Annotated in this window: 12 protein-coding genes; all 12 read right to left on the reverse strand. The window is 64.5% G+C overall.

The window, feature by feature from the left end:
* Positions 1 to 9 precede the first annotated feature (9 nt).
* On the reverse strand, positions 10 to 765 hold the full coding sequence (cobF, locus tag ACFZPT_RS24735) for a precorrin-6A synthase (deacetylating) (protein WP_034096931.1): 756 nt from the start codon (positions 763 to 765) through the stop codon (positions 10 to 12).
* Complete coding sequence (locus ACFZPT_RS24740) at positions 762 to 1,364, reverse strand: histidine phosphatase family protein (RefSeq protein WP_052198984.1); 603 nt, start codon at positions 1,362 to 1,364, stop codon at positions 762 to 764. The genes cobF and ACFZPT_RS24740 overlap by 4 nt, the downstream gene beginning before the upstream one ends.
* 83 nt (positions 1,365 to 1,447) lie before the next feature.
* On the reverse strand, positions 1,448 to 2,425 hold the full coding sequence (locus ACFZPT_RS24745; RefSeq protein ID WP_034096930.1) for a LysR family transcriptional regulator: 978 nt from the start codon (positions 2,423 to 2,425) through the stop codon (positions 1,448 to 1,450).
* A gap of 51 nt (positions 2,426 to 2,476) precedes the next feature.
* Positions 2,477 to 3,418, reverse strand: a complete 942-nt coding sequence (locus tag ACFZPT_RS24750; protein ID WP_099312336.1) for a peptidylprolyl isomerase — start codon at positions 3,416 to 3,418, stop codon at positions 2,477 to 2,479.
* Positions 3,415 to 3,891 (reverse strand): YbjN domain-containing protein, encoded by a 477-nt coding sequence (locus ACFZPT_RS24755; protein ID WP_034138689.1) that lies wholly within the window; start codon positions 3,889 to 3,891, stop codon positions 3,415 to 3,417. The genes ACFZPT_RS24750 and ACFZPT_RS24755 overlap by 4 nt, the downstream gene beginning before the upstream one ends.
* 20 nt (positions 3,892 to 3,911) lie before the next feature.
* Entirely contained in the window at positions 3,912 to 4,538 is a 627-nt protein-coding gene (locus ACFZPT_RS24760) for a hypothetical protein (RefSeq protein ID WP_047882895.1), read from the reverse strand.
* An 18-nt stretch (positions 4,539 to 4,556) separates the two neighbouring features.
* Positions 4,557 to 6,257: a putative porin gene (locus tag ACFZPT_RS24765; protein ID WP_034113042.1), complete on the reverse strand. Its 1,701-nt coding sequence runs from the start codon at positions 6,255 to 6,257 to the stop codon at positions 4,557 to 4,559.
* A gap of 42 nt (positions 6,258 to 6,299) precedes the next feature.
* A complete protein-coding gene (locus ACFZPT_RS24770) occupies positions 6,300 to 7,001 on the reverse strand; it encodes an energy transducer TonB (protein ID WP_034113041.1) in 702 nt (233 codons plus the stop codon).
* A gap of 3 nt (positions 7,002 to 7,004) precedes the next feature.
* Positions 7,005 to 7,430: a biopolymer transporter ExbD gene (locus tag ACFZPT_RS24775; RefSeq protein WP_010211136.1), complete on the reverse strand. Its 426-nt coding sequence runs from the start codon at positions 7,428 to 7,430 to the stop codon at positions 7,005 to 7,007.
* Between the two features lie 11 nt (positions 7,431 to 7,441).
* Positions 7,442 to 9,241: a DUF2341 domain-containing protein gene (locus tag ACFZPT_RS24780; RefSeq protein ID WP_099312338.1), complete on the reverse strand. Its 1,800-nt coding sequence runs from the start codon at positions 9,239 to 9,241 to the stop codon at positions 7,442 to 7,444.
* Positions 9,242 to 9,265: 24 nt separating this feature from the next.
* Positions 9,266 to 10,849: a ShlB/FhaC/HecB family hemolysin secretion/activation protein gene (locus tag ACFZPT_RS24785; protein ID WP_034096923.1), complete on the reverse strand. Its 1,584-nt coding sequence runs from the start codon at positions 10,847 to 10,849 to the stop codon at positions 9,266 to 9,268.
* Positions 10,850 to 10,908: 59 nt separating this feature from the next.
* Complete coding sequence (locus tag ACFZPT_RS24790) at positions 10,909 to 11,502, reverse strand: transposase (protein ID WP_034096922.1); 594 nt, start codon at positions 11,500 to 11,502, stop codon at positions 10,909 to 10,911.
* Between the last annotated feature and the right edge of the window lie 22 nt (positions 11,503 to 11,524).

Here is an 11,524-nt window from a genome sequence, read left to right on the forward strand (position 1 = left end):
GGCGTTACCTCAGGGTTTGCGCAGCAAATAGGTGTCCATGATCCAGCCATTGGCTTGGCGCGCGGCCTTGCGCACCCGTTGGATATCTTCGGCCACGTCAGCCACTTTGCCGCTGATGAGGATTTCATCCGGCGTGCCCAGGTAGGCGCCCCAGTAGATGTCCAGGTCTTGATCGGCGACGGTGCGGTAGGAGTCTTCGGCGTCGAGCATCACCACCAGGGTATCGGCATCGCTGGCCTGCCCCGCCGCCAGGCGTCGCCCGGTGGTGATCTCCACGGACTTGCCGATGCGGTTCAACGCCACCTTATGCTGGGCCGCCAGGGCCTGCACGCTGGTGATGCCGGGGATTACTTCGAACTCGAACACGCATCGACCACTGGCCAGGATCGCCTGCAGGATGCGAATGGTGCTGTCGTACAGCGCCGGGTCGCCCCAGGCCAGGAACGCACCGACTTCACCATCAGCCATTTCCTCGTTGATCATGCGCTCGAAGGTGGCTTGCTTGTCGCGGTTGAGGTCTTGCACGGCGGTGGTGTAGTCGATATCGCCGCGCACGCGCTCGGGGCAGTCGGCCTCGACGAAGCGGTAGCCGGGTTCGGTGATGTAGGTCTCGCAGATCTCGCGGCGCAGGTCGATCAACTTGTCTTTGCTCTGGCCTTTGTCCATCAGGAAAAACACGTCGGTGCGATTCAGCGCCTTCACGGCCTGCATCGTGATGTAGTCAGGGTTGCCGGCGCCAATGCCGATGATCAGGATGCGTTTCATGGGGTGCTCTCAGTGCGGGGCGTGGATTTTGCCATGTTCGCGGCTTGGGCGTGAGTTTCCAGGCGCAGGCGCCACACCTCATTGAAGCGCAGCTCGGTGGCCGACAGTGGCTCGACATCGATGCGGTAGAACATCGACATCGGCAACGCCATAACCGATAGCAGCGCGGCACGAATCACAAACGGATGGGTGACGGCCACCACATGGCCCGGTTGCCCTTCAAGGGACTTCAGCCACAGCGCCACCCGCGCGCACAGCTGGTCGACCGACTCGCCAGCGTGGGGCGCACTGGCGCTGTCGGTGTGCCAGGTACTCAACTGGGCCGGCTCGATCCGGCCAATATCCCGGCCCTTCCAATGCCCCAGGTCGAGATCGCCCAGGGCCTGGTGGATCTGCACCGCCGCGCCGAACAACCCCGCCGTCTGCCGGGTACGCGCCTCCGGCCCACTCAACAGTTGCGAATTGGGGCCGTATTGGTCGGCCAGGGATAACGCCGCGCTTTGCCAATCCATAAGCACCGACTCGTCATCGGCAAAGCGCCCCTGCTTTTGGTGGGGGGTGACGGCATGGCAGATCAGGGTCAAACGGGTGGCGCGCATCGCAGGCGGCTCCAACGCAGCAGTCAAGACCGGCAAGCCTGGCGCAGTTGCCGCTAGGACGCAACGACGGCTGCCCGATGGCACTAGTCAAACCAGTCGCGCCGCCCCTCGAATGTTCCGACGATCAGCTCGACGATCATCTGCACCGCTTCGGGGTGGCGCACCTGCGCATTCACCGCCAGCCAGACCTGGCGCTGCATGCTGTCGGCCAGTAACCCCGGCAGGGCCACCAGGCCGCGGTCGACACTGCTCATATACTGCGGCAACAGACCGATGCAGGCGCCGCAGCGGATCATCTCCAGCATCAGCGCATAAGCGTGCACCTGCACCATGGCGGCCAGCCGTTGCTGCACCAGTTGGTTCCACGGTTGCAGCGCATCGACCTGGGCATCGGGCTGCCATTGCACCAGCATGTAGTCGTCCAGGTCTTCCACACTGTCCGGGCGGGTGGTCAGGCGTGAATAACGTTTGGCGATATGCGGCAGGTAGCGCAGGCGCGCCAGGGCCTGGGGCGCGTGGGTGGCAAAACTCGGGCCGGATGCACGCTCGTCCCTGTCAGCCAGCCACAGCACCACGTCTGCCTCCACGGCGTGCAGGGATAGATGGCTGTCGAGGGCGATGATCTCCAGGCGCACGCTGGCGTTGCGTCGCAGCAAGGCGATCAGGTCGCGCCCGAGGATGTCATGCAGGATCGGCGCGGCCACCGCCAGGCGAATCAGCGGCTGCTCCACCACCGGTAAACGCCGCTCATTGGCCAGGGCGAGCAGTTGCGCCTGCAAGTGCTGACCGTCGCGGCTGAGCACCAGGCCGTTGCCGTGGTAGCTGAACAGCCCACGGCGCAGCTGTTCTTCCAGTTGCGCCAGGCGTTTGCGCAGCAGGGTCGCCTTGACGTTCAAACTGCGCGCTGCCTGCATAAAACAGCCGCAACGGGCGCTCACGAGGAAATAGCGCGCCACCTCCGGGTCGATCTCATCGGCCAATGCCAGCCAATTGCGCCGTGACTCGGTGGGCACGCGATAGGCGGCGGTGCCCTGTGGGCCGGACGGTTCCAGTAATGCCATGGCAGACTCCTTGTCTTGTGGGTCGGTGCATCCAATGCCGCTTGCCGCGTGTCACTCCAGCACTTTGTTGAGTTCGGCGCCGTCGATGCTCAGGGTCGCCGTGTTGAGCATGCCCTCCAGATAAGCCTTGGCGATCTGCTCCTGGCGTTGGGCACGCAGGGCTTGGGTCAAGCGTTCACGCACCTCGTCGAGGGTGGCGGTGCGCGCCGGTTGCTGGGCGGTGAGTTTGAGCACATGGAACCCAGCGGCGCTTTGCACCGCGTCCGAAACCGCGCCGACCTTGAGGCGCGCCACCGTCTCGCGCACCTGAGGCACCAGTTGTTGCAAGGGTTGCAAGCCCGAATCGCCACCGCGTGCGGCGGTGTCCGGGTCCTGGGAAAACTGCGTGGCCAGGGCGGCGAAATCCGCCGGCGCGGCCTGGACCTTGCGGCTCAGCTCTTGGGCCTGGCGGCGTACCGTCTCAAGGCTTTGCGGGTCATTCACGCTGAGGAAGATCTGACTGACGCGGTACAACGGCGGCGTCACCCATTGCGCCTTGCCGCTGTCATAGGCTTGCTGCAATTCGGCGGCGCTGGGGTAATCGGCCGGCACCTGACTGACCGACAGCATGTAATCGCGGAACACGATCTGCTCAGTGGCGGCGCGAGTCTGTTGCTCGACCTCCGGGCGTTGCCGCCAGCCCTGGGCGTCGGCCTGTTCGAGCACGGCCTTCTGCGCCAGGCGCGAGCGAATCCAGGTTTCCAGCGCGCCGCGGTTGCCGCGCAGTTGCTCGCGGGTTTCGGCGGGCAGGCTGGCCAGCACACTTTTCAGCTCTTGCGGGTCGATCTGCTGGTTGCCCAGACGCGCCACCGCCGGGCCCGCAACGCTGGGGCTGGCGACCGGCGCCGGGGCTTGTGCGGCGACCGGGTCGCTGCCCGGGCGCAGGCTCAACCCCACGGCCACCACCAACAGGGCCAGCGCACCCGCGCCGACCATCATGGTTGGCTTTTTCACAGCGTTGCCACCTCCTCTTCAGCCACCGCCGGAGCGGCGCTTTGCGCCTGCAGCTGCGCGGCGTTCTGGCTGTATTCGCGCAGGTAGACGATAAACTCCTGCAACAGGCGGTCCCACAATTCCAACTGACTGCGCAGGTGAGTGGCCGCGACACCCGCCACCACCACGTCCATTTCCATCAGCAAAAACTCGCCTTGCAGCGACAGCCGGGCGAAACGGCGCGAAGCGTTCCACACCTGGGCCAGGCCCTCAGGCAACTGGCCCTGCACCCGCAGCGCGCAGCTGTAGGTGAAATCCACATAGGCGCCCTGCTCCGTCGCCGGGTTGCCGAAGCGCACGGCAAAACCGATGCCCTGGCTGGCGCTGAGCAATTGCACGATGCCGTTCTGGTCGGTCTGATTGACCCGGTAGCCGGCCTCTTGCAGCAATTCGGTCAGGCTCTGGGCGGTGACGTGATTGATCAATGCGTTCATGTTCGGTGCTTCCTTGTCGATCAGGGGTGGGCGCCCGCCTGGGGCGCATCGAAACGGCTCTTGTACAAATCGTCGCCAAAGCCCTGGGCCAGTTCTTCGAACTTGACCCGCGCGCTGCTGGCGAAGGGCTGGCGGATGCTCATCACCTCGGCCACGTCGATTTTTTCGTAGGCCGCCAGCAGCTGCCGGGCCACGCCGTACATCTGTTGATTCTTGACTGAACATTGCTGCACTTGTGTGTCACGTTCGGCCAATTGCGCCTGCAAGCGCGCACGCTCGGCCTCCTTGCCCTTGGCCAGCACCAGCAGTTCGTCATAAGCCTTCTTGAACTTGCCGATCTGCTCGTTACTCGCCGCCACTTGGGCCTGGGCCTGGTTGTGCAGGCTCTGTTGCTGGCCGGCCAGCTGCTCGGCCACGCCGCGCGCCTTGTTCAGCTCGGCGGTCAGTTGCTGGATTTGCACCTGGGCCTGCTTGGCCTGGTTTTCGGCGGCCAGTCGCGCGGCACTGGCCTGGGCTTGCTCGCTTTGCAGGGCCTGCAATTGCTGGGTGGTGCTGCGCAGTTGCGTGCGCAGGCGCTCCTCCATGCCTTCGGCCGAGGCCGCGCCGGCGACCAGCAGCAATAACAACCCGCAGATTCGCGTGTTCATGGGGCATCTCCCTGCGCATCAGAAGCGCGTGTTGAGTTCCAGTTGCATCACATCGACTTCGAACGGCTGGCCGTAGACTTCCGAGGCGCTCAACCAACGGGCGCTGGCGTAGATATTCTTTTCGATGCCGTAGTTGGCGCCGATGAAATAGCCCTTGGCGTTGGTGCCGCCCAAGTGGAACGAGGAGTCGTTAAACCCGTCTGGCAAGGCGTCGGGCTGGATGTACTTGTAGCCGGCCAACAGGTTCCAGTCGCCGCGTTTGCGCATCTCCAGCGCGCTGCCGAGGGTGAACGAAACCATCAAGGCATTGCCGCCACTTTCAAACTGGCCGTTGCTGTTGATGTTGTTGACGATCTGGCCCTCGCTGCGCTTGAGCATCTCGCCCTTGTCGTAGGCCAGGTTGTGGATGAAGTTGGCCTGGGTGCGCAGCTTGAAGTCGCTGGGCAACTCGCTGTCCCATACCGCGTTGAGGTCCAGCACGTTGAACTTGGAGGCCAAGCCGACGTATTGCGGTTCCGGCGTCGTGCCGGGGGTGGCCGGGTTGGGCGTGATATTGCGCAGGTTGAACACGCTGTTGCCCTTTTGCATAAAGGCCACCCGCGAGCCATCGGTGTCGCAGCCGGGTTGACCGGCCCATGGGCTGCACGGGCTGGAGCGCTCGCCTTCGATGTCCTGGAACTGGTAATAGGCCGCCGCGAGCTTGAGCGTGTTGGCGCGGTTGATCTTCCAGTCCGCGCCGATCTGTCCGCCAAACAGCCACTTGGTGTCGCTGCTTTCCTTGTCGATGCCGTTGCTGCTGGCGGTGTCGGAGGTGTACTCCACCGGGAACGCGCCGAGGGTGCCGAACAGGCCCCATTCGTTGTTGAGCCGGTGATTGAAGATCGCCGCCACACCGTCGAAGTTGAGGTCGTTGGAATACATCATGTCGGTGGAATAGAACGGGTTGCCGATCCGCCCGCCGGTCAGCGTCACCCCGTCGGCGGCTTTCCAGCTCAGGTAACCCTGATCGAGCCAGATGTCTTTTTTGCCAAAGCCACCGCCCAGGGTCTGGGTGGTGGACACTGGGTTGTTGTCCGAGCCCGTGCCCAAGCGAATGCCCGCGGTCCACTCCGGCGAAATCACCGCTTTCATGCCCAGGCGTGCGCGCAGGCGGAACAGGTTGGAGCGGTCCTCGCGGGTATTGAGCAACGGCGGGAAGCGCGTATTGGAGCTGGGGTTGACGTCATACGGGCCGTTGTCGTTGAGCTTGGCGTAGTCGGTGATGGTGTCGTCGTTGCGCCCCGAGAAGTAACGCGACTCGTCACGCAAGCGGATATCGCCATCGAAACTCATGCGGGACACCCAGTCCGGGAACGTGTTGGGTTGCGCCCAGTTTTCCTGTTTGGCGGTGGCCATGACCTCAGCCTTGACCTGGTCGCGGATCTGGTCGCGCACCGCCTGCGGCACATACTGCACGCGCACATCCCCAGGCGCAGTGGGCGGGCCGCTGGCGACCACCGGCGCGGCATTGGCCTGGCGCGCCTGCTGGGCCTCTTTTTCGGCCTGGGCGATCAAGCCGTTGGCGGTGTCCTGGGTTAGCACACCTTGCTGCACCAACAGGCGGATCAGGTTGACGGTGACGTTTTCCGAGGGCGCCACCGGCGCTGCCGCCGCGGTGCCGACGAGGGTCGCGATGACCATGCCGACCGCCAGGGTCAGTCGATTCACGGGGGAAATCATGTGTACGCAACTCCTGTAAAAAACCGTAGAGAAAGGGTTCGATCAATCCGGGCGACGGCCCTTGAGCGCCAGGCGCACCGGCATGGTCACGGCCGCCGGCACTCGCTGTGTGGCATGGGGCGCACGCAGCGCCGCCAGCACCTGGGCATCGGTCTGGGCATCGCCGCTGGACTTGACCAGCTCGGCGCGTACCACCTGCCCCTCGGCGTTCAGCCATAAATCCGCCTGCACCGCATACGCCTTCTTGCGCAGCTCGGGGTCGTCGCGCAGCAAGCGTTGAAACACGCCCGCCAGGTATTGCTTGTAAGTGCCGGTACCCAGGCCACCGCCGCCGGACCCGGCCATGCCGCCGCCCTTGCCCGCGCCGATGTTGAAACCGTCGGTGCCGGACTGGGCGTCGCCGTCGATCTGCATCGGGTTGGCCAGGTCATCGGCCGGTGACGGCGGTGCTTCCTCGGCCGGCTTGACCTCTTCCGGCGCCGGAGTCGGCTCCGGCTCAGGGATTTTTTCTTCCACCTTGGGCTCCGGTTCCTTGGGTTTTTCCGGCGGCGGTGGTGGCGGAGGCGGCAACGGAATGATGGTCGGCACCTTGGGCGCCTCGCGGCGCACGCCGCTCATGTCGTTGGCCCACTGCCACAACAACCAGGCGGCCACGGCGCCCAGCAGCAGGCCCGCGCCCCACTTCAGTGGGCGCAATGGCCGTGGGGTCTTGGTCGGCGGTGTGATCGGCATCTGTGCGGTCATGGCTCAGCCCTGGCTCGGTTTGCCGGTGACCAGCCCGACCTGGGACAGCTCCAGGCGGCGCAGCAGGTCGAGCACTTCGATGACTTTCTGGTACTGCACCATGGCATCGCCGCGCACGATCACCGGGAAGTCCGGGTTCAGCGCTTTTTCGATACGCAGGCGCTCTTCCAGCTCGCCGAGGGTCACCGGGTAGGCATCGAGAAACACCTGGCCGCCGTCGTTGACGGAGATGGCCTTGGTCTTGGCCTCCGATAACGACACCGAGGCGCTGGCCTTGGGCAGGTGAATCTGGATCCCCGACACCTGGGCGGTGGCGGTGAGGATAAACATCACCAGCACCACCATCAGCACGTCCACCAGGGGCGTGATATTGATGCTGTCGACGGCGGCGTCATCGTCATCGTCGTGGGAGGCATTTACGGAAGCCATGGCGATTCTCCTCAGGCCGGAACAGATGCGTGCGGCGAGCGCCGATGCGCCGCTTCACTGTGCTGGCTTTCGCCGTGCATCTCGGCCAGGCGGGTGATGAACTCGTCGACGAACACCCGCATGTCGGCGCTGACTTCCTTGTTGCGCGTGATCAGGCGGTTGTAGCCGAACAGTGCCGGGATCGCGACGAACAGCCCCATGGCCGTGGCCAGCAAGGCCGCCGCCATGCCGGGGGCGATGGCATTGATATTGACGTCACCGGCCATGGCCGTGCCGAGAAACACCACCATGATCCCCAGCACCGTACCCAGCAGGCCGATATACGGGCCGCCGGCGATGGCGTTGGACAGGGTCGAGAGCTTGGCGCTGAGGGCCTGGTTTTCGCGGGTGCGCACACCGTCCATGGAGCAACGGATGGCTTCGATGGTGGCCGCCGAGACCGACGAGGTGTCAGCGCCCTGGGCGCGGCGGGTGCGGATTTCTTTGACCGCCACGCAATACAGGCGCCACAGCGAGGAGTGGCTCAGGCGCTCGGCGAGCAGCGCATCGTCGTAATACATTTCCAGGCGGGTGCCGATTTGGGCGAACTGCTCACGGAACGCTTCGTTGGCGCGGCTGACCCGGCTGACCTGGCGGTTCTTGCGCAGCATGATGAACCACGACTGCACCATCATCGCCACCAGCACCAGAATGATTACCCAGGCATCCACCGGCACCGCGTTGAGCAAAAAGCCCAGGCTGCCGAAGCCAAAGCCGGACTGTTCTTCATCCACGCCATACGCCACCAGCTTGGACTCGGCGCCCTGGGCACTGGCATCGGCCAGCAACAGGGCCGCCGGCCGCGCCACCTTGGAGAGGCGCAGCTCATCGATAGCCCCGGCGAACGGCAGGTGCCTGCTCGCGGCGTCCGGCAGGTCGGCGCCGATGGCCAGTGGCGTATTGAACGCCGGCAGCGCCACGCCCAGACGTGCGGTTTCGCGGCCGTTCACAAACAGCAGCCCATTGGCGCCCTCGGCGGTGAACGCCAGGTGCTGCCATTGGCCGGGGTTCAACGGCTGGGTCGACACCGCACGTTGCCCATCGACTTCCACAAACGGCACACCCTGGTTCAACCCCAGCAGCAGGCTGTGAGCACCGTCGCGGCGGGCCAGGACGATCTGCTCGCCACTGGCCTGGTCCAGACGCAGCCAGGCACTGAAGGTAAACGCCGCGCCGGCAGCGTGTTGCAGCGAGGGGCTGGCCGGCAGCAACAGCGCCTGGCCGCCAAATTGCAGCGCGCGGCCGATCACGCCGTCGATGCTGCTGCCGGTGGCGTTCGACGCGGTGTTGGCATAGGCCGTGGTGTCGCGCGGCGGCGTGGCCGGGGCTCCGTCGAAGTGGTACAGCGCGGTGTAATCGGGGTCGAAGGTCAGTTGGCCATTGGCAGTGGCCGGGGCCTTCTGGTTGCCGTAGTACATCCACAAATCCTGGCGTTGGCCGCCTTCGACCTTGGGCACATCGACCCAGATCAGCGCCATGCCCATCAACGGGTCGAAGCTTTCGATCTGGTGGTTGAACACGGTCTTGTCATCGGCACTCACGAAGCGCAGGTCGGCCCCGTCTTCCTTGACCCCGTCAAAGCTGAAATTGCCGGTATGCAGGCGCACCAGCAGCGCGGTACGGCCCAGGGCCTGATTGATCGCGGCGCCTTGGGCGGTGGTGTCCACGGAAATCTGTTTGCGGTAATGCCAGTCATCCTGCCACCAGGCGTGGGCGGTGGCCGGGAGCGCGAAGCCCAGGCAGATCAACAGGCTCAGAAATAGGCGTTGCATGGGTGAAGTCTCCGGAAGAAAAAGTCAGAAAGTCGCCTGCACACTGAAGTGCAGCCGCGAGTCCTGTTTCTGGGTGTTCGGTCCATCGAGCAGCGGGTAGCCCCAATCCAGGCTGCCGGACAACCATTTGCTCAAACTGGCGCGGGTGCCCAGGCCGACGCTGGCCAGGCTGTATTCGTCTTCTTGCTCGGGCAGCGGGTCGTGCAGACGCAGGCGCGCCCCCTCGGCGAACGCGTAAAAGCGCCACTCCTGCACATAACTGCCGAGGAACTTGGCCAGGGACGGCGTGCGCAGTTCCTGGGAGAGCAAATACCCCTCGTCCCCGGTGCGCTCGGCCGCCAGATAGCCGCGCACTGACGTGGCGCCACCGGCCGAGTACTGCTCGTTGGACACCAGCGGCCCCGAGGCCAGCTGGAAGCCGGCCTTGGACGCCGATTGCCAGTCGTTGGCGAAGGTGTAGGTGTAATTCAGGTCGCCCTTGAGCACGGCAAAACTGGCGCTGGCCTTGTAGCGCTTGTACGCAAATGCGTCGTCGTCGCTGCCGTAGCCAAAGAACGCACGGGTGCCGACCACCAGGTTCAGGCCCAGGCCCAGTTGGGACTGTTCGGTGTAGCGATAGCCGTTGTAGCCCAGGGTCAACGGCGCGTACTTGAGCGGCACTTGATCGCCGCTGGCGCCGAAGTTGAGCTGCTCGTCGAAGTCCTTGAAATCCACGCCGAGGGAGAACGAGTTGGCCCAGTTGTCGGCGGCCGGCAGGTTGTAGATCGCCGACACTCCGTACGAATGCCCCTTGCCCAGCACGTTGCTGCCGCCGATGGTGGCGATGTTGCTGTCGGACTGATAACCGGAGAACTGCAAGGTCCAGCGCTCATCCAGCGGCGCGCTGTAGGTGGCCGACCAGACCTTGGCGTTCTCGGTGTCCTGGGGCGCCGTGAAGTAGGTCAGGGAAATGCTGTGGCCCAATTGCCAGAGGTTGTCGTAGCCCAGGGTGGCGACCGAACGCAGCTTCTCGGTGTCGGCGCTGTAGTCGTTGTTCAGCCCCAGGCTGGCGTGCCAGGGGTTCTGGTCTTCCACTTGCAGGTCCACGTCCATGGTGCCGGGCCGCTGACCTTCGCGCACCAGCGGCGTAACCTGGCGCCCCGTGCCGCGATTGAGGCCGGCCAGTTGGGTTTGCACGCTGGCGAAGTCCGGCACGGCGCCCTCCTCCAGGGCCGGCACCTGCTCACGGATCTCCACCGGCGAGTAATGCTTGGCGCCCACCACGCGCACCCGGCCGACCTTGGTTTCGCTGACCTGCAAATAGACGATACCGTCGTCGACCTTCTGCTCCGGCAGCTCGACGAACACCGACTGGTAACCGCGCGCCTGGTAGATCTTCTGCAACGCATCGCGGGCGCCTTCGATATCGTCCAGGGTCTTTTGCGGGCCCAGGAACGGGTACACCGCTTCCTCGATGGTCGCCGCGTCGAGCACGGTATTGCCGCGCACGAAGTACTCGTTGACGTCCACCCGGCGTACCGGGGCGTCGCCCTCGGCCAGCGCCGGTTGAACCGCACTCCACAGCACCAGGCCGCACAGCGCCAGCGTTGATTTGAACAGATGCTCCACACCGCCCCCTGAACTAGTTATGTTGTGCGTCGCCGCGCTATGCACTGCGTCTGGCCGGTTCAATGGCTGGCGATCGCAGGGTTGCCATGCCGTGCCAGCCAGGTGTGCAACAGGGCGAAGTTCAAGGAGAACTCCGGCATGTGCAGCAAGGCGCCACAGAACACTTCACCGATGATTTTCTGAATCAGTTGCACCGCGCGCGGGTTGCTCAGCAGCGTGGCGATGTCGCGGGTCAACACCTGGATGCTCCAGACCTTCTGGTTCAACCCCAGGCCGACGAACCAGCGGAACAACAGGTTGTAATTGAGTTGTTCATGCAGTTGCTGCTCGCTGGGCACCGAATACAGCAATTGCAGCAACAGGATCTGCAGCACGGTCTGCGGCGCGATCGTCATCGACGGCTCGGCCGCCAGCCAGTCGCGGTGCTGGTCGAGCGCCTCGTCGATCTGCGGGCGCAGCAGCACCAGGGAATGACCGGCGGGGATATAGCTGGAGACCTCTTTCAACGCGCCCTGCCAATCTTCCTGGGACACGATCCACACCCAGGGCGCACCGTAGCGATAGACCGACACCGGCTTCTTGCGCGCCGCTTCGACGATCTTCGACAGGCGCTGATCTAGCTCCTGCATGCCCACTTTCGAATAACGTTCCATAGTTCCCATTGCCCCACTCCTG

The sequence above is a fragment of the Pseudomonas sp. MD330_10 genome (assembly GCF_042610415.1).
In the GTDB taxonomy this organism is placed as follows: Bacteria; Pseudomonadota; Gammaproteobacteria; order Pseudomonadales; family Pseudomonadaceae; genus Aquipseudomonas; species Aquipseudomonas rhodesiae.